The sequence below is a fragment of the Mesorhizobium sp. BR1-1-4 genome (assembly GCF_020165375.1).
Taxonomy (GTDB): Bacteria; Pseudomonadota; Alphaproteobacteria; order Rhizobiales; family Rhizobiaceae; genus Mesorhizobium; species Mesorhizobium australicum.
The window spans coordinates 69,341-86,664 of record NZ_JAIUIB010000007.1 but is presented as its reverse complement, the minus strand read 5'-3'; the positions used below and the strand labels follow the sequence as shown (position 1 = coordinate 86,664).

15 protein-coding genes are annotated in these 17,324 nt (G+C 63.4%); 3 read left to right on the top strand and 12 right to left on the bottom strand.

Going from position 1 to position 17,324, the window contains the following annotated elements; translation table 11 throughout:
- Positions 1-326 precede the first annotated feature (326 nt).
- Both LB571_RS16755 and LB571_RS16750 read left to right on the top strand, forming a co-directional pair.
- Positions 327-776, top strand: a complete 450-nt coding sequence (locus LB571_RS16755; protein ID WP_015315693.1) for a host attachment protein — start codon at positions 327-329, stop codon at positions 774-776.
- A gap of 223 nt (positions 777-999) precedes the next feature.
- Positions 1,000-2,784, top strand: a complete 1,785-nt coding sequence (locus LB571_RS16750) for a cation:proton antiporter (protein ID WP_224596112.1) — start codon at positions 1,000-1,002, stop codon at positions 2,782-2,784.
- Between the two features lie 95 nt (positions 2,785-2,879).
- On the opposite strand, the gene LB571_RS16745 is transcribed toward LB571_RS16750, so the two are convergent.
- The 8 genes from LB571_RS16745 to LB571_RS16710 form a co-directional block, all read right to left on the bottom strand.
- Entirely contained in the window at positions 2,880-3,632 is a 753-nt protein-coding gene (locus tag LB571_RS16745; protein WP_224596095.1) for an SDR family NAD(P)-dependent oxidoreductase, read from the bottom strand.
- Positions 3,633-3,710: 78 nt separating this feature from the next.
- The gene (locus tag LB571_RS16740) at positions 3,711-5,984 is read right to left on the bottom strand and encodes a transglycosylase domain-containing protein (RefSeq protein ID WP_224596092.1); all 2,274 of its coding nucleotides are present in this window, start codon (positions 5,982-5,984) and stop codon (positions 3,711-3,713) included.
- Between the two features lie 316 nt (positions 5,985-6,300).
- The gene (locus LB571_RS16735) at positions 6,301-7,215 is read right to left on the bottom strand and encodes a hypothetical protein (RefSeq protein ID WP_224596088.1); all 915 of its coding nucleotides are present in this window, start codon (positions 7,213-7,215) and stop codon (positions 6,301-6,303) included.
- A gap of 25 nt (positions 7,216-7,240) precedes the next feature.
- Positions 7,241-7,387 (bottom strand): hypothetical protein, encoded by a 147-nt coding sequence (locus LB571_RS16730; protein ID WP_015315688.1) that lies wholly within the window; start codon positions 7,385-7,387, stop codon positions 7,241-7,243.
- A 25-nt stretch (positions 7,388-7,412) separates the two neighbouring features.
- Complete coding sequence (locus tag LB571_RS16725) at positions 7,413-7,667, bottom strand: GlsB/YeaQ/YmgE family stress response membrane protein (RefSeq protein WP_015315687.1); 255 nt, start codon at positions 7,665-7,667, stop codon at positions 7,413-7,415.
- Positions 7,668-7,775: 108 nt separating this feature from the next.
- Complete coding sequence (locus LB571_RS16720) at positions 7,776-7,976, bottom strand: hypothetical protein (protein ID WP_140713186.1); 201 nt, start codon at positions 7,974-7,976, stop codon at positions 7,776-7,778.
- Between the two features lie 13 nt (positions 7,977-7,989).
- Positions 7,990-8,610 carry a ribonuclease D gene (locus tag LB571_RS16715; protein WP_224596086.1) on the bottom strand — a complete coding sequence of 207 codons (621 nt, stop codon included), beginning with the start codon at positions 8,608-8,610 and terminating at the stop codon, positions 7,990-7,992.
- Positions 8,611-8,688: 78 nt separating this feature from the next.
- Complete coding sequence (locus LB571_RS16710; protein ID WP_224596085.1) at positions 8,689-10,074, bottom strand: M20/M25/M40 family metallo-hydrolase; 1,386 nt, start codon at positions 10,072-10,074, stop codon at positions 8,689-8,691.
- 426 nt (positions 10,075-10,500) lie between these two features.
- Between LB571_RS16710 and polA the strand changes: the two genes are divergently transcribed.
- Positions 10,501-13,458: a DNA polymerase I gene (gene polA / locus LB571_RS16705; protein WP_224596498.1), complete on the top strand. Its 2,958-nt coding sequence runs from the start codon at positions 10,501-10,503 to the stop codon at positions 13,456-13,458.
- Positions 13,459-13,475: 17 nt separating this feature from the next.
- Here polA and LB571_RS16700 read toward each other — a convergent pair whose 3' ends face one another.
- From LB571_RS16700 to LB571_RS16685, 4 genes are all read right to left on the bottom strand, one after another.
- Complete coding sequence (locus LB571_RS16700; protein WP_015315682.1) at positions 13,476-13,880, bottom strand: Fur family transcriptional regulator; 405 nt, start codon at positions 13,878-13,880, stop codon at positions 13,476-13,478.
- A 306-nt stretch (positions 13,881-14,186) separates the two neighbouring features.
- The gene (gene mgrA, locus LB571_RS16695) at positions 14,187-15,233 is read right to left on the bottom strand and encodes an L-glyceraldehyde 3-phosphate reductase (RefSeq protein WP_224596496.1); all 1,047 of its coding nucleotides are present in this window, start codon (positions 15,231-15,233) and stop codon (positions 14,187-14,189) included.
- A gap of 140 nt (positions 15,234-15,373) precedes the next feature.
- On the bottom strand, positions 15,374-16,531 hold the full coding sequence (locus tag LB571_RS16690; protein WP_224596083.1) for a Gfo/Idh/MocA family protein: 1,158 nt from the start codon (positions 16,529-16,531) through the stop codon (positions 15,374-15,376).
- A gap of 11 nt (positions 16,532-16,542) precedes the next feature.
- Positions 16,543-17,289 (bottom strand): sugar phosphate isomerase/epimerase family protein, encoded by a 747-nt coding sequence (locus tag LB571_RS16685; RefSeq protein WP_224596080.1) that lies wholly within the window; start codon positions 17,287-17,289, stop codon positions 16,543-16,545.
- Positions 17,290-17,324 lie beyond the last annotated feature (35 nt).

Genomic DNA, 17,324 nt, shown 5'->3' with positions numbered 1-17,324 from the left:
AGAAGCAAAGCACTCGCGCATCCGGTGATGGCAGGCAATCGCTTTTCCGCAACCGCGAAGGGCAGGAGAAAAATATTCCATGCCCATGCACCGGGAGCGCCGGGGCTGCTGAAACGCGCCTTGATTTCAGGCACTTTTAGCTGCCGGCGACCGATCCCACAAAACAGTTTTTTCTAATTTCTACCAATTCAGTAGATTAAAGTCGTCCGGTGGTGATTTCGTATTCAGCGCCTGTCTGCACGGCCACTCGGTCCTCCGTTCGGGTGGAACGTTGACGGGTCAAAATGCGTTCCCGGTATAGCCACCACTCAACAAGGAGCGTCCCTATGAACACGATCAAACTGAAGCATGGCATTTGGGTTTTGGTGGCCGACGGCGAAAAGGCGCTCCTGCTCAAGAACGCCGGCGACACCAAGTTTCCCAACCTTGAAGTCGTGCAGGTGATGGAACAGGAGAACCCGCCCACACGCGAACAGGGAAGCGACAGCCCCGGTCGATACAATGACGGCCCATCCGTGCATCGCAGCGCGGTCGAGGAGACCGACTGGCATCGCATCGGCAAGGAACGCTTCGCCGAGGAGATTGCCGCCCGCCTCTACAAGCTTGCACATGAGGGTGCATTCGACAGCCTTGTGCTTGTCGCCCCGCCCATGGTGCTCGGCGCGATGCGCAAGAAGCTGCATAAGGAGGTTGGCGACAAGGTGACGGCCGAAATCCCGAAGACCATGACCAACCACGCCATTTTCGAGATCGAGGCGTTGCTGCAGGCAGCCTGACCACGCGCGGCGAAGGCGCCTATCGGGTCGCAGCACGGTCGCCACTGATCCCAGGCACCTGACCGGCAGTCACTCAGCTGCCGGTCAGATTTTTGCCGTCTCGACGTTGATTCGCGGCTTTGCGGGTTGCATCGCCGACACCCCGTCCACCATATTGCAAACAGGCGGCGGCTTAGGGCGGCGCATATCCGACATCGCTGGCTTGAAAGGCGCTCCATAGACAATGCCGCATGACACGCCCCTTATCGCCACCATCGTCGCCGGTCTGGGGCTGGCTTTCGTCTTCGGCGCCCTCGCCAATCGGTTCCGCATTCCGCCACTGGTCGGCTATCTCGTAGCCGGCGTGCTGGTTGGGCCGAACACACCCGGTTTTGTCGCCGACGCCGGCCTTGCCAACGAATTGGCCGAAATCGGCGTCATCCTCCTGATGTTCGGCGTCGGCCTGCATTTTTCGTTGAAGGACCTTCTGTCGGTCCGCGCCATTGCCGTGCCGGGCGCCATTGTCCAGATCGGCTTTGCCACGGCGCTCGGCGCCGGGCTGTCCTGGATGCTCGGCTGGTCGATGGGGGCGGGCGTGGTGTTTGGCCTGGCGCTATCGGTCGCCTCGACCGTGGTGCTGCTGCGCGCGCTTCAGGAACGCCGCTTGATCGAGACCGAGCGCGGCCGCATCGCCGTTGGCTGGCTTATCGTCGAGGATCTGGCCATGGTGCTGGCGCTGGTGCTGTTGCCGGCCCTTGCCGGCGTACTCGGCGGCCAGGAACAGGCCGATGCCCATTCGAGCGGCCTGCTGGCGCTGCCGGCCAGTTACGGCATCTGGGGTGTCGTCGGCATCACGCTGGCGAAGGTCGCCGCCTTCGTCGTCGTCATGCTGGTGGTCGGCCGCAGGGTCATTCCCTGGATCCTGCACTATGTCGCCCATACCGGGTCGCGCGAACTGTTCCGCCTCTCGGTGCTGGCAATAGCGCTCGGCGTCGCCTTCGGCGCGGCAAAACTGTTCGGCGTCTCGCTGGCGCTGGGCGCCTTCTTCGCCGGCATGATCATGAGCGAATCCGAGCTCAGCCACCGTGCCGCGGAAGAATCGCTGCCGCTGCGAGATGCTTTCTCGGTGCTGTTCTTCGTCTCCGTCGGCATGCTGTTCGACCCGTTCAGCCTGTTCAGCAACGGCCTGCCGATCCTGGCGACGCTGGCCATCATCGTCATCGGCAAGTCGCTGGCGGCGTTCGTCATCGTCGTCGCCTTCGGCTATCCGCTGGCCACGGCCTTGATGATTTCGGCCAGCCTTGCCCAGATCGGCGAATTCTCCTTCATCCTGGCCGAACTCGGCGTCGGGCTGAAACTTCTGCCCGAACAGGGACGGGACCTCATCCTGGCCGGCGCCATCCTGTCGATCGTGCTCAACCCGCTGATGTTCCTGGTCATCGATTGGATGAAGCCGTGGCTCGAGGCCCGCGCCGCCAGGACGGCGCCGCCGGCGGACGCCAAGCCGGTTGGTCCTGCGACGGAACCAGGCCATGTCGCCTCGGTCGCCATGGCATCCAAAAAGGAAGACGGCCCGCCACCAAGGACGGCGCTCACCGGTCATGCCATCCTGATCGGCTACGGCCGCGTCGGCGGCATCGTCGGTGCCGCGTTGAAAGAAGCAGCACGGCCTTTCCTGGTCATCGAGGATGCCGACAAGACGCTGGCGAAGCTGAAAGCAGACGGCATCGAAACCGTCGCCGGCAACGCCGCCAACGCCGAAGTCTTCGCCGCCGCAAATCCCGAAGGCGCCACGCAGCTGATCCTTGCCATTCCCAACGCGTTCGAGGCCGGCCAGATCGTGCTGCGGGCACGCGCCGCCAATCCCAACATCAACGTCGTCGCCCGCGCCCATTCCGACGCCGAGGTCGAGCATCTCAAGGGGCTCGGCGCCGATACGGTGATCATGGGCGAACGCGAGATCGCGCGCGGCATTGTCGAAGAGGTGCTTGGCCACAAGCCGCGGGTCGCTGAACCGTCCGCTGCCTGAGCCGGCGCTGCCCACAGGCGCGTTGATCAAGCCACGAATGAACTGCGAAGGCTGTTGTCACCCTGGCCAGATGAGCGGACCTTGGCTCGACCAGTTCACACGTGCTGGCCGCCATTGATGTGGATTTCCGAGCCGGTCACGTAGGACGCTTGGCTCGAGCACAGGAAGAAGATGATATCGGCCACCTCAGCCGTGGTGCCCAGGCGCCGCAGTGGGATGGTCTCGACGATTTTTTCCGTGCCCGGCGACAGGATCGCGGTGTCGATCTCGCCTGGCGCGATGGCGTTGACACGGATGCCGTGGGGGCCGAAATCATGCGCCATCTCGCGCGTCAGCGAGCCGAGCGCGGCCTTCGACGTCGCATAGGCGGTGCCGGCGAAGGGATGCACGCGGGTGCCGGCGATCGACGTCACATTGACGATCGAGCCCTTGGCCGCCGCCAATTCCTTGAATAGGCCGCGCGCCAGCATGATCGGCGCGAAGAAATTGACCTGGAACACGTCGCGCCAGACATGCATCGGCGTGTCGATCGAGTTCATGCGGCTGTTGCCGTCCTTGAGCTTGGGCGAAATGCCTGCATTGTTGACCAGCGCGTGCAACTGGCCACCATGTGCTTCCAGCCGATGGCGGATTTCCGAGACCGCGATGCCGACATCCTCCTGGTCGGCGAGATCGACCTTGATGTGATCTTCCGGCCCTGCCGGCCACGGACAATCCTCGGCAAAAGCCTGGCGCGAGCAGGTGATGACGCGCCAGCCCTCGCGCGAAAAGCGCTTGACGGTGGCATGGCCGATACCGCGGCTGGCGCCGGTCAGCACGATGGTTTTTCTGGTGCCGGTCTCGGTCATGTCGCGGTCTCCGGGCTGGACATGTAGCCGAATGCCGCCGAGGTGGCGAGAGGCGGATTGACGCCGCCAGCCGGCTGCTCAGCCGCCGCCAAGGATATCCAGGATCGACGTCTGCCGTTTCTTGAGCCGACCGCCGACGCTGCCTGGCGGCACCGGATGTCCGACCGAAGCGGTGGTGCCGTCATCCGCCGGCATATCGAAGCCATCGGCATCGACGGTCTGGGCAGGCCGCGCCGCACGGACCGGCCCTGGCGTCGCCTGTGCCGCGGCCTGCGCGGCTGGCGCCTGCTGGCCGACGGACGCCGACGGAACCGGTGCCGGCTGGTTGTTGCTGGCAGAGGGAATCTCGTCGGGGACGATGGTGTCGGCCGGCGTCGATTTCCAGGTGCCGGGCAGCGGCCGCACCGGCACGCCCTCATGCGCGGCGACCATGAACTCGTGCCAGGCCTGCGCCGGCAGCGCGCCGCCGGTGACCTTCTTCATCGCCGTGCCGTCATCATTGCCGAACCATACGCCGGTGGTCAGATTGGCGGTGTAGCCGACGAACCAGGCGTCGCGCGAATTCTGGCTGGTGCCGGTCTTGCCGGCCGACGGCCAGGCGAAAGCCGCCTTCCTGGCGGTGCCGACCTCGACCGTGCCGGTCATCATCGAATTCATCATGCCGACGATCTCGGGCTTGATCACGCGCGGTGCGCTGCCGCCGGCGCTGTCGTAGAGCACCTTGCCGTCTGACGTCGTCACGCGGCGGATGAAATGGATGTCCGGCTTGTAGCCGCCATTGGCGAAGGGCACATAGGCCGAAGTCAGCTCCAATGGCGTCACTTCCGAGGTGCCGAGCGCGATCGAGGTGTTGGCCTGCAGGTCGGACTGGATGCCCATGCGGTGCGCGGCTTCCACCACCGCGTTCGGGCCGACTTCCATGGTCAGCTGCGCGGCAACCGAGTTCAGCGATTTTGCCAGCGCTGTCGCCAAGGTGACCTTGCCAAAGTACTTGCCGCCGTAATTGTCCGGCGTCCAGTTGCCGATCTTGATTGGCGCATCGTTGCGGATGCTGTCAGGCGTGCGGCCGGCCTCAAGTGCCGCCATATAGACAAACGGCTTGAACGCCGAGCCCGGCTGCCGGCGCGCCTCCGAGGCACGGTCGAACTGGCTGGTCGAATAGTCGTAGCCGCCGACCATGGCGCGTACCGCGCCGGAATCGTCGATCGATACCAGCGCGCCCTGGGTGACGTTGAGCTTCTTGCCGCTGTCGTCGATCAGCCGGCGTATCGACTTTTCGGCAAGTTTCTGCAGGTTCAGGTCCACGGTAGAATCGATGACGATATCGCCGCGCACGTCGCCGATCAGGTCGGGCAATTCTTCCATGATGGTGTCGGCGACATAGTTTTCCGAACCGGTCCAGTAGGATGGCGAGCGCGTCGCCGGTGCGCTGAGCGCCGTTTTCAACTCTTTCTCGCTGATCTTGCCCTCCTCGCGCATGGCGCCGAGCACCAGCTGCGAACGCTCCTCGGCGGCCTTGGGATCGCGCGCCGGCGACAGCCGCGAGGGCGCCTTCAAGAGGCCGGCAAGCAGGGCGGCTTCGGACAGCGTGACGTCGCGTGCGCTCTTGCCGAAATAACGGCGCGAGGCCGCCTCGACGCCATAGGCGCCGGAGCCGAAATAGACCCGGTTGAGGTACATTTCGAGGATCTGGTCCTTGCTGTGCTTGTGCTCGAGCCACAGGGCCAGCAGCACCTCCTGCACTTTACGCTCCAGTGTACGATCCGGCGTCAGGAACAGGTTCTTGGCCAATTGCTGCGTCAGCGTCGAACCGCCTTGCGAGAAATGCCCGCCGATGAGGTTGGTGACCATGGCGCGCGACAGGCCGATCGGATCGACACCGAAATGCGAATAGAAACGGCGGTCCTCGATGGCGATCACCGCCTCGGGAATATAGGGGGACATTTCGTGCAGGCCGACCGCCTCGCCGCCGCTCATGCCGCGATTGGCGAGCAATTGTCCATCGGCCGAGACGATCTTGATGTTGGGCGCACGATCGGGGATCGACCAGGTCGTGGCCGCCGGCATCTTGGCGCCGTAGTAGATGACGACGCCGGCCACCGCGATGCCGCCCCAGATGGCGAGCACGAAGCACCAGTAGAACAGCCGGCCGAGCACGCCGAACAGCCCGCGCCCGCCTCCGCCGCGCCTCCCCCGCGGCGATTTCGCCTTCGATGATTTGCGTTTGGCGGAGGCTTTGCGGTTGCTCGGCACGACGCGGTCCTCCTCGCTCACCGAAAGACCCGTCTGGGATCTCGCTCGCGGCGGTCCCTCGAAGCTGGGCTCGATGCGACTGTCTCTGCGGTTCGCCATGCGCTGCGCTTGATGTCCCCGGTGCCAATGGCGCTCGGGTTGAAGAGTAGATGCGGCGATTTAAGGGCGGGTTAAGCAGGCCTTCGACCAAACCTCTGAATTCCGTAGGGATTTGTTAATCCTCTTCTCTCCGACACCGTCGGTTCGCCACCGGGAAACGTCCGGCGCTCAGCCTGCGCTTAAAAGCGCGCCAAGCCTGGCTCGATCCCCGAGCTTGCCGTTCCGACAATCGACGCCGGCGGATAGAAGGCCAGCGCCTGCTCCTCGCAGGTGACAGCAACGACATTGTTCGAGCGGTCGACGGACCCCGATCCTTCTAGATCGGCTCGAACTTCACATCCAGATGGTCAGGACCCGCAGCTTGCCGCAACAAGGCGACAAGTTGTTCGCGCCTGTCAACCGGCTGCCTTCGCCAGTTCGAGGCATTGGTTACATGCAGCCAGCCGTCGACCGACATGAAGAAATCCTCGTGCTCGTCATCGCCCTCGCCGCAGCGCAGCAACTTGTTCTCGGTAAATCTGACCAGCGCCTGGTCGACCGTGCGGTAGAGCAGCGGCCAGTTGCCGCCACCCGAGTCCATACGGAATTTGTAGCTCGGCGCGAAATCCAGCCGCTGCCGCAACAGGCTTCCGTCGAAAAAACAGAAGGCGGGCCACAAGAACCAGCCGCCCGGCGTCGGAGTGTCGCGCCGGACACTGCCGTAAACGCTCTTGCCCTTCAGCCGGTCGCGGATTGAAAAAGATTCCGTCGGAAAGATGTCATGGTCGATGAAGCCGAAGACCTTCGGGGCCAAGCCGGTCATGAAATTGCGCACGATCCAGTTGAGCGCCTGGCCGTGCGATCTGCTGACCGTCAGCCTGTTCCTCGGCAACGCTACATAGGGGACGTGCTGGCGCAGGCAGAGGTCGCGGATGGCTTCCCTCGCCTCCTCCTTCTTGCTGTTGTCGAAGACGATATAGCTCTCGTGCTCGGCCAGGTGTCGGCGCACGAGGTGGATCTGCCATGCGATCACATCAGGCCGGTTGAAGGCAACGCTGGCGACGATCGCGTCACGGAACGATTGCTGTCGTCCCTGCAATTCGCTGACCGGCGCGGATGTCCTCAGGAAGCGAAAAGTCCGCCAGTAATAGCGCAGCAACGCCTCGCGTCGTGGCGGCCGGTTCAGCCTCTCCCATTCCGCCACGGTAATCCTGGGCCGCTCTCCGCTCTGCCACGCGTCGGAAGCCCCCATGTCACGCTCCTGGATCCCGGCGGGTTCAGTTCTGCTGGATTGAAATGCCCTTGTCGTCGATCTTGAGTTCGACGCCTTTCGGCCTGGCCTGCTCGCGGTAGACGTAGACGCCCAGCGCGACGACCACGACGATGAGCGCGCCAATGATGAGATAGAGCGTATTCTGCTTCATGGCGCGCCTTTTGTCGTGCCGAACCTCAGGCTCGTTTCAGCACCCTGACCAGAACCAAAAGGATGATGGCGCCGATCGTGGCGTGGATTATGGAGGCGATGATGCCACCACCGATCGAGAAGCCGATGCGCGGAAACAGCCAGCCGGCGATGAACGCGCCGATAATGCCGACGATGATGTTGCCGATCAGGCCGAAGCCGAAACCCGAAACGATGAGACCGGCGAGCCAGCCGGCGATGGCACCAATGAGGATGAAGACGAGAAGGCTTTCGACACCCATGGCGGGTTCCTCCGTGCAAGAGGGCGGGTGCGGAGCGGAAGGCTCCGAATCGGCCCCGATATTAACGGCTTCAGGCTAGTCGAAAGCAGCCGGCCTCGCCAGCGGCGCTCACTGGTCGTCGTCGCTGGCAGCAGGCCGCCAGCTGGTCGGCTCGACCTTCTTCTGCGTATGGCTGTCGGTGTAGACCCACCAGCCGCCGTCGCGGTATTGCGCTATGGATTCGTTGAGGACGCCGTCGCTGTCCTTCCAGGTGACGGTGACCTTGGAGCCGTCGGTCGGCGCAGTCGATATCGGCTTTCTGTCCGCCATTTCATCCCTTTTCTCAACTGTGAGCGAAGATATCCTCTTCGCCCCAGCCCATCAGGTCAAGCTTGGCCCGCGTCGGCAGGAAGCGGAAACAGGCATCCGCCTCCTTCGTGCGGGCCTCGCGCGCCAGCCGTCCCGCCAGCGCATCGCGCAAACGATGCAGATAGAGCACATCGGAGGCGGCGTATTCGAGCTGTTCGGGCGACAGCGTTTCGGCCGCCCAATCCGACGATTGCTGCGCCTTGGACAGACCGACGCCGAGAAGCTCGAAACAGATGTCCTTCAGCCCGTGCCGGTCGGTGTAGGTGCGCGTCAGCCGCGAGGCGATCTTGGTGCAGAACACCGGCTCGGCCATCACGCCAAACGCGTGGTAGAGCACAGCGAGGTCGAAGCGACCGTAGTGGAACAGCTTGGTCACCCTGTCGTTTGCCAGCAGCTTGACCAGGTTTGGTGCTTCCTTCTGGCCCGGCGCGATCTGGATGACATCGGCGCTGCCGTCGCCAGGCGAGATCTGCACCACGCAGAGCCGGTCTCGGTGCGGGTTGAGGCCAAGCGTTTCCGTATCGATCGCCACCGCCGCGACATCGTAATGCGAAAGGTCGGGCAGATCGTTTTTATGGAAGCGGATATCGCTCATCGTTTTCTCCGGGTCGCGGCGTTACCCGTCCTCGCCGCGATCCGGTGAAAAATCAACAAGAAAACGTGTTTTCCGCACTCAGCGTGTCAGCGCATCCAGAATGCGCGCCCAGGAGCGCTGGCCCTTGTGGAAGGAGCTAAGCTCGTATTTCTCGTTGGGCGAGTGGATGCGATCGTCATCGAGCCCGAACCCGACCAGCAGCGATTCCATGCCGAGATAGGTCTGGAAGTCGCCCACCACCGGAATGGAGCCGCCGCTGCCGGTCGTCACCGCGGGCTTTGGCCATTCGTCGGAAAGCGCTGTCTTGGCCTTGGCCAGGAAGGGCGAGTCGTAAGAGAGCTGGATTGCCGGTGAGCCGCCATGGGCATGGAATTCGACCGAACAATCGGCCGGGATGCGTTCCTTGACGAATTTCTGGAAGGCCGCGCGGATCTTGGCCGGATCCTGCTTGTGGACAAGGCGGAACGAGATCTTTGCCGAGGCTTCCGCCGCGATGACGGTCTTGAAACCCTTGCCGGTATAGCCGCCGATGATGCCGTTGAATTCGGCGGTGGGTCGCGCCCAGGTCAGTTCCAGCACCGAGCGGCCTTTTTCGCCCGATGGGATGGACAAGCCGACAGGCCCAAGGAAGGTCTCGGCCGTCTCGCCCAGCGTCTCCCATGATTTCAGCACCTGCGAGGGGGTTTCCTCGACGCCGTCATAGAAGCCCGGGATGGTGATATGGCCGTCCTTGTCGTGGATGTCGGCCAGTACCTTGGCCAAGATGCGGATCGGGTTGGCGGCAGCCCCGCCATACAGGCCCGAATGCAGGTCGCGGTCGGCGGCCTTCACCGTGATCTCCTCGCCGACCAGACCGCGTAGCCCGACGCAGATCGACGGCGTGTCGCGGTCCCACATGCTGGTATCGCAGACCAGCGCGAAGTCGGCCTTGAGCTCCTCGGCATTGGCCTCGAGGAACGGCTTCAGCGAGGGCGAGCCGGATTCCTCCTCGCCTTCGAACAGGATGGTGACCCGGCACGGCAGGCTGCCGTGCACCTGTTTCCAGGCACGGCATGCCTCGACGAAGGTCATCAGCTGGCCCTTGTCGTCGGCCGAGCCGCGCCCGGTGATGATCTTGTGACCAGGTCCCACCTCCTTGATCGCGGGGGCGAAGGGATCGTTTTCCCACAATTCGATCGGGTCGACCGGCTGCACGTCGTAGTGGCCGTAGAACAGCACATGCGGCGCGCCAGCCGGCCCATCATGATGCGCAACCACCATGGGGTGGCCGGGCGTGTCGCGCACACTGGCGTCGAAGCCGATCAGTTTGAGTTCCGCCACCAGCCATTCCGCCGCCTTGCGGCAGTCGGCGGCGTAGGCTGGATCGGTGGAGATCGACTTGATCCCGAGCAGGCCGAAGAGCCGTTCCAGGCTCTGGTCGAGATTCTTGTCGAGACGGTCGAGGACGGGGGAGACTGCGGACATTTGCAATAGCCTTTCGGTTCAGTGTCGGAACCGTAAAGGCAGAGCGGCGAAACGAAAAGCCCGGGACGATTGGACCACGACCCGGATGGCCGCCGCGGGCAAAAAAATGCCGCCGTGGTGGAGGGGGAACCACGGCGGCCTTTTACTCGAAACGATGCGGCAGCCCGGAGAGGGGGGATAGGCTGCCGCAATTGTCCGGTATAGGCGGGGGACGGGCCTTGCTCCGGACTTCGGCGAAAACTGCCGATGACGTGTATTTGGGTCTGTGAACGTGGCGATTCAAGGGCGTCAACGTTACACTTTTGTAACGTGCCCGTGAGCGGGCCTGTATGCCTCCGATCGGTCAGGGTCGCGATCTGTCAGGGTGTTGTATCTGGCGATGTCTTTGGCATGGACCAAGCCATCGCGCCGCGCTATCCCTGCCGCATGAAAAAAGGCGATCATCTCTTCCTCATCGACGGCTCGGGCTACATCTTCCGCGCCTATCATGCGCTGCCGCCGCTGACCCGCAAGTCGGATGGCCTGCCGGTCGGTGCGGTTTCCGGCTTCTGCAACATGCTGTGGAAGCTAATGCAGGACGCCCGCAACACCGATGTGGGAATTGTGCCGACGCATTTCGCCGTCATCTTCGACTATTCCTCGAAAACCTTCCGCAACGACCTTTATCCCGAATACAAGGCCAACCGTTCGGCTCCGCCCGAGGATCTGATCCCGCAGTTCGGCCTGATCCGCCAGGCTACCAGGGCGTTCAACCTGCCCTGCGTCGAGATGGAAGGCTTCGAGGCCGACGATCTCATCGCCACCTATTGCCGGCTGGCCTGCGAGGCCGGCGGCGACACCACCATCATCTCCTCCGACAAGGACCTGATGCAGCTGGTTGGCGAAACGGTCGGCATGTACGACCCGATGAAGGACCGGCAGATCGGCATCCCCGAAGTCGTCGAGAAATGGGGCGTGCCGCCGGAAAAGATGATCGACCTGCAGGCGCTGACGGGCGACTCAGTCGACAATGTGCCTGGCGTGCCCGGCATCGGGCCAAAGACCGCGGCGCAACTGCTCGAGCAGTTCGGCGACCTCGACGGATTGCTCGCCCGCGCCGGCGAGATCAAGCAGGAAAAAAGGCGGGAATCGATCATCGCCAACGCCGACAAGGCGCGGATCTCGCGCCAGCTGGTGACGCTGAAGAACGATGTGCCGGTGGCAGAAGGACTGGACGATTTCGTCCTGCATGCCCCCGACGGACCAAAGCTGATCGGCTTCCTCAAGACCATGGAATTCACCTCGCTGACGCGCCGTGTGGCGGAAGCGACCGGCACCGAGGCCGGCGACGTCAAGGCTGTCGCGGTGCCCGTCGAACGCGCCGATAACGCCCATGGCCCCGATGTCGGTGCCGGAACACCGCCCGTTGCCCGGAACGGGACGGGCTCCGAGCCTGGCCAGGCTGCTGAAATCGAGACGACGGAGACGCCAAAACAAGGTGACACCCCTTCCCTCCTGGCCGCATTGCGGCTGGAGAGAGCGGCGACCGCCAAGATCGATACCTCCGCCTATCAGTGCATCCGCGATATCGCGACGCTGAAAGCCTGGGTCGCGGAGGCGCGGGAGGCCGGTATCGCTGCCTTCGACGTCAGGGCCACCTCGGCCGATCCGATGCAGGCCGAACTGATCGGCTTGGCCATGGCCACAGCGCCTGGCCGCGCCGGCTATATTCCCTTCGCCCATAAGAGCGGCAATGGCGACCTGCTTGGCGGCGGCACGCTCGAAAACCAGATTCCGCTTCGCGAGGCTCTGGCGGTCCTCAAACCCCTGTTCGAGGACAGGTCGGTCCTGAAGATCGCGCAGAACCTGAAATATGATCTGGTCATCCTGAGCCGCTACGGCATCGATGTCGCGCCGTTCGACGACACCATGCTGATCTCCTACGTGCTCGACGCCGGCACGCCGCATGGCCACGGCATGGATGCCCTTGCCGACAAATGGCTTGGCCATAAACCCCTTCAACTCAAGGACGTGACCGGTTCCGGCAAGAACTCTGTCGGTTTTGACCAGGTCGATATCGACAGGGCGACCGCTCACGCCGCCGAGGATGCCGACGTGACGTTGCGGCTGTGGCGGGTGCTGAAGCCCCGGCTTGCCGCCAAGGGCCTGGTCTCGGTCTATGAACGCCTGGAGCGGCCACTGGTGCCGGTGCTGGCGCGCATGGAACAGCGCGGCATTTCGGTCGACCGGCAGATCCTGTCGCGGCTGTCGGGGGAACTGGCGCAAGGTGCGGCCCGGCTCGAGGAGGAAATCTACCTGCTCATCGGCGAGCGCATCAACATCGGCTCACCCAAGCAGCTCGGCGACATATTGTTCGGCCGCATGGGCCTGCCCGGCGGCTCCAAGACCAAGACCGGCCAGTGGTCGACCTCGGCGCAGCTGCTCGAAGACCTTGCCGCGGAAGGGCACGAACTGCCGCGTAAGATCGTCGATTGGCGCCAGCTGACCAAGCTGAAATCGACCTACACCGACGCCCTGCCCGGCTTCGTCAATCCCGACACGAAACGCGTCCACACCTCCTACGCGCTCGCCGCGACGACGACGGGCCGTCTGTCGTCTTCCGACCCGAACCTGCAGAACATTCCGGTGCGCACGGCTGAAGGCCGCAAGATCCGGACCGCCTTCATCACCGACAAGAGCCTCCGGCTGGTGTCAGCCGACTACAGCCAGATCGAACTGCGCGTGCTCGCCCATGTCGCTGAAATCCCGCAATTGCGGCAGGCCTTTGCGGATGGCGCCGACATCCACGCCATCACAGCGTCTGAAATGTTCAACGTGCCCGTGGAGGGTATGCCGTCGGAAGTGCGCCGCCGCGCCAAGGCGATCAATTTCGGCATCATCTATGGCATCTCGGCCTTCGGTCTCGCCAACCAGCTGTCGATCCCGCGCGAGGAGGCGAGCGCCTACATCAAGAAATACTTCGAGCGCTTTCCCGGCATCCGCGATTATATCGAGGAGACCAAGGCCTATGCCCGCGAGCACGGCTTCGTCGAAACGATCTTCGGCCGCCGCATCCACTATCCCGACATCAGGTCCTCGAACCCGTCGCTGCGCGCGTTCAACGAGCGCGCCTCGATCAACGCCCGCCTGCAAGGCACCGCCGCCGACATCATCCGCCGCGCCATGATCCGCATGGAGGAAGCCTTGGACAAGGCCAGGCTGTCGGCCCGCATGCTCCTGCAGGTGCATGACGAACTGATCTTCGAAACGGTCGAGGCGGAAGTCGAGGCGACGATCCCCGTCGTGCGCCATGTCATGGAAAACGCGGCGATGCCGGCGGTCTCGATGTCGGTGCCGCTGCATGTCGACGCGCGGGCCGCCAGCAACTGGGACGAGGCACACTGACGCGCTGGCGAAGGCCCTCAGGCCGCTTGCGCCAAACATTTCGCGCAGGTCCCGCGAAATTCGATCACCGCCTTCTTGGCGGCGAAGCCGGTCGAGTTGACCCATTCGTTCAGCCGGTGATCGACGTCGTGATCGGACATTTCGGTCACCTGCCCGCAAGTATCGCATATGGCGAAGGCGGTCATCGAGTGGCTATGGTCGTGCGGCTCGGCGCAGGCGACGAAGGAATTAATGCTTTCCAGCCGGTGCACGAAACCTGATTTCACCAGCGTGTCGAGCGCGCGATAGACCTGCAATGGGGCGCGAAAACCGCGCTCGCGAAGCTGATCGAGCAAGGTGTAGGCGCTGAGCGGCCCGCTGGCGATCTCGAGTTTCTCGAGCACGCACAACTGGTTTTTCGTCAGCACATCCCTTGCCGCCATGGTCCTGTTCCACTTGTCCTGCACTGTTGGCGGGCTGTCTGCGCATGCAAACGGCCCGATCCCATTCAGATAGCGACGAACCGCCCTCTTTGCTACTCTTCTGTTGTTGTCCCGGGCCAATCGATGACGCGCGGGCACATTGGCAGAAATCTCGACGAGGGTAGCCAAGGGTGTGCTAGGCACCATTGGCCTGCCGACCCACGCGGCGATCAACGCCGCCTCAGGGAGGCCGGCCACGCCCTGACTTGACTTCATCCGCGAAGGCCGGCGCGAGCAATTCCGCCAGCCTTCATTAGCCGGCTTCAGCTATTTCCTCGGCGGGCCTTTGCGCTCGGCGGAAGCAGCCCACAGGTTGATGTCGGACTCGCGCGCGTATGTATCGATTTCGGCCAGTTCGGCGTCGCTGAAGTCGAGCACCTTCAGCGCCCCGACGCAGTCCTCGACCTGCTCGGGCCGGCTGGCGCCGATCAGCGCTGAGGTAACCCGGCCCCTGCGCAGCACCCAGGCCAAGGCCATCTGGGCCAGCGTCTGGCCGCGCTTGCCGGCGATCGCGTTGAGCGCCTTGATGTTGGCAATGGTGCGATCGTTGATGAAAGCTGTTTTCAGCGACTTGCCCTGGGAGGCCCGGCTGCCATCGGGAATGCCGCCGAGATATTTGTCGGTCAGCATGCCTTGCGCCAGCGGCGAGAACACGATGGAGCCGACGCCGAGCCCCTCGAGCGTGTCGAGCAGTCCGTCCTCCTCGACCCAGCGGTTCAGCATCGAATAGCTCGGCTGATGGATGACGCAGGGCGTACCGAGTTGCCTCAATATGTCGGCGGCCTCGCGGGTGCGCTGCGAATTGTAGGACGAGATGCCGGCGTAGAGCGCCTTGCCCGAACGAACCGCATGGTCGAGCGCGCCCATGGTTTCTTCGAGCGGCGTATCGGGATCGAAGCGGTGCGAATAGAAGATGTCGACATAGTCGAGGCCCATCCGCTTCAGGCTCTGGTCGAGGCTGGCCAGCATGTATTTGCGCCCGCCCCATTCGCCGTAGGGGCCGGCCCACATTTCGTAGCCGGCCTTGGTCGAGATGATCAGTTCGTCGCGATAGGGGGCAAAATCAGTACGCAGTATCTCGCCGAAAGCCGTCTCGGCCGAGCCGGGCGGCGGCCCATAATTGTTGGCGAGGTCGAAATGGGTGATGCCAAGATCGAAGGCCTTTCGCACGATCGCCTGCTTGGTCCGATGCGGCGTGTCGTCGCCGAAATTGTGCCACAGCCCGAGCGAGATCGCCGGCAGCTTGAGGCCGGACCGACCGCAGCGGTTGTAGATCATTTTCTCGTAGCGGTTTTCAGCGGCGATATAGGGCATCGGGAAATCCTCGAATCTGAACGGACAGGGCACCGTCATCGCAGAGGCGATGGGCATGCCCGTACCCGTACCCCATCCTTTACCCCCTCCCCGGAGGAACGGGGAGAGGGGTAAGGCAAAATTATCGATAATCCATGCGACTACTTCTTCTTGGCCAGCAGCTCCTTGGCCTGCTTGACGCCAAGCGCGGCCGGACGCTCGCAAGTGGTCTGCATGGCGACGAACTTGCCGGTTTCGCCGGAGCGCAGGAGGCCGGTCATGACATCGACGGCATGCAGCGCGAGCTCCATCGAGCAGCGGTGCGGCCGCCCTTCGGCGATCGCCAGCGCCATGTCGGCCAGGCCCGCCGTGCGGTAATTGGCCATCATGCCCTGGCCATGCATCTCATTGGGAACGCCAAGCGGATGCTTCCATTTCGGCAGCTTCTTGACCGGCTTGCCTTCTTCGGTGAAGCGCACGTCGCCGCCGAAGAAGTTCGGATCCGGCACGAACACCGTCCCGGCCTCGCCATAGAGTTCCATCGGCGCGTGGCCGTGAGCCCACACATCCCAGCTTGTGTTCAGCGTCACCACGGCGCCGTTCTCGAATTCCAGCAGGCCATGGATGGTGGTCGGCGTGTTGACCGGGATTTTTTCGCCCGCGCGCGGCTTTGAGCTGATGGTCCGTTCCTTGGCGGGGGTCGTCGCGAAAGCCGCCACCTGCTTCACCGGCCCGATCAGCTGGATGAGATTGGTGATGTAGTACGGTCCGATGTCGAGCACTGGTCCCGCGCCGGGCTGGAAGAAGAAGTCGGGATTGGGGTGCCAATGCTCCATACCGTGGCCCATGACGTGGCAGGTGCCGCTGGTGATCTTGCCAAGCTTGCCCTCGTCGATCAGTTCGCGCACCAGCTGGTGCGCGCCGCCGAGGAAGGTGTCCGGCGCAGAGCCTATGCGCAGCCCCCTCTTCTGGGCCCGCGCCTTGAGGTCCTGACCCTCCTTGAGCGACAGCACGAACGGCTTTTCGGAATAGACATGCTTGCCGGCATCGAGCACCTGCTTCGACACCTCGTAATGCACGGCCGGAATGGTCAGGTTGACGATGATGTCGATATCGTCGGCCTTGAGCAGATCCTCGACGGTCTCGGCGCGCAGCTTGAATTCCTTCGCCCGCGCCCTGGCCGCGTCCATGTTGATGTCGGCGCAGGCGCGCATCTCGATGCCGCGAAACAACGGCGCCAGCGAAAAATACGCCTTCGAGATGTTGCCGCAGCCGATGACGCCAACACCCAATTTCCCAGTACCCAGCTTCTTTGCCATGGTGGTTGTTCCTAGTAGCTCTTGACGGTTGCGATCGAGCGGCGGGCGAAGCGCTCGATGTCGTTGGGATTGTCCTGTTCCATGACAAAGTATTTCGCCGCGCTCTTGGCCCGCAGCACCTTGATCAGGCCGGCCCAATCGATCGTGCCGTGGCCGACATCCGACCAGCCATCCTCATCCAGCCCCTCGCCCGCCTTCGCCATGTCCTTGACATGGACGGCGACGATGCGCTGGCCCTGCTTTTCGATCCAGGGCAGCGGGTCGGAGCCGCCGCGCACTACCCAGGCGACGTCCATTTCCCAGCCTATATCGGGCGCGGACGACAGGATATGGTCCTGCGGCACCGAGCCGTCGGCGAGTGTCTTGAACTCGAAATCATGGTTGTGCCAGGCGAAGCCATAGCCGGCCTTCGAGGCGACCTCGCCGACCTTGGCCAGCCGCTCGCCGAAGCCGCGCCAGCCGGCGGCGTCGGATGGCCTGTCCTCGGCCATCAGATAGGGACAGATCAAAAGCTTGACGCCGAGCGTTTCGGCGATCCGGCGCACGCCGTCGAAATCATTCTCCAGCGCATCGATGGAAAAATGCCCGGTCGGCATGGCAAGGCCGTTCTTGTCGAGCTCGGCGCGGAAGGCCTTGGGATCGTCATAGACGCCGCCGAACCCTTCGACCTCGGCGTAGCCGAGCTTGCCGAGCATTTCGAGCACATCGGTCCAGGGCAAGAAATTGCGGGCACTGTAAAGTTGGAATGACCAGTTCATCATCTCTGTCCGTTCTGCTTGGGGATTGTCCTTGG

What these genes read in the sequence shown, in the direction of transcription:
- LB571_RS16755 (WP_015315693.1), top strand. Translation starts at nt 327, where the DNA reads ATGAACACGATCAAACTGAAGCATGGCATTTGGGTTTTGGTGGCCGAC.
- LB571_RS16750 (WP_224596112.1), top strand. Translation starts at nt 1,000, where the DNA reads ATGCCGCATGACACGCCCCTTATCGCCACCATCGTCGCCGGTCTGGGG.
- LB571_RS16745 (WP_224596095.1), bottom strand. Translation starts at nt 3,632, where the DNA reads ATGACCGAGACCGGCACCAGAAAAACCATCGTGCTGACCGGCGCCAGC.
- LB571_RS16740 (WP_224596092.1), bottom strand. Translation starts at nt 5,984, where the DNA reads ATGGCGAACCGCAGAGACAGTCGCATCGAGCCCAGCTTCGAGGGACCG.
- LB571_RS16735 (WP_224596088.1), bottom strand. Translation starts at nt 7,215, where the DNA reads ATGGGGGCTTCCGACGCGTGGCAGAGCGGAGAGCGGCCCAGGATTACC.
- LB571_RS16730 (WP_015315688.1), bottom strand. Translation starts at nt 7,387, where the DNA reads ATGAAGCAGAATACGCTCTATCTCATCATTGGCGCGCTCATCGTCGTG.
- LB571_RS16725 (WP_015315687.1), bottom strand. Translation starts at nt 7,667, where the DNA reads ATGGGTGTCGAAAGCCTTCTCGTCTTCATCCTCATTGGTGCCATCGCC.
- LB571_RS16720 (WP_140713186.1), bottom strand. Translation starts at nt 7,976, where the DNA reads ATGGCGGACAGAAAGCCGATATCGACTGCGCCGACCGACGGCTCCAAG.
- LB571_RS16715 (WP_224596086.1), bottom strand. Translation starts at nt 8,610, where the DNA reads ATGAGCGATATCCGCTTCCATAAAAACGATCTGCCCGACCTTTCGCAT.
- LB571_RS16710 (WP_224596085.1), bottom strand. Translation starts at nt 10,074, where the DNA reads ATGTCCGCAGTCTCCCCCGTCCTCGACCGTCTCGACAAGAATCTCGAC.
- polA (WP_224596498.1), top strand. Translation starts at nt 10,501, where the DNA reads ATGAAAAAAGGCGATCATCTCTTCCTCATCGACGGCTCGGGCTACATC.
- LB571_RS16700 (WP_015315682.1), bottom strand. Translation starts at nt 13,880, where the DNA reads ATGGCGGCAAGGGATGTGCTGACGAAAAACCAGTTGTGCGTGCTCGAG.
- mgrA (WP_224596496.1), bottom strand. Translation starts at nt 15,233, where the DNA reads ATGCCCTATATCGCCGCTGAAAACCGCTACGAGAAAATGATCTACAAC.
- LB571_RS16690 (WP_224596083.1), bottom strand. Translation starts at nt 16,531, where the DNA reads ATGGCAAAGAAGCTGGGTACTGGGAAATTGGGTGTTGGCGTCATCGGC.
- LB571_RS16685 (WP_224596080.1), bottom strand. Translation starts at nt 17,289, where the DNA reads ATGAACTGGTCATTCCAACTTTACAGTGCCCGCAATTTCTTGCCCTGG.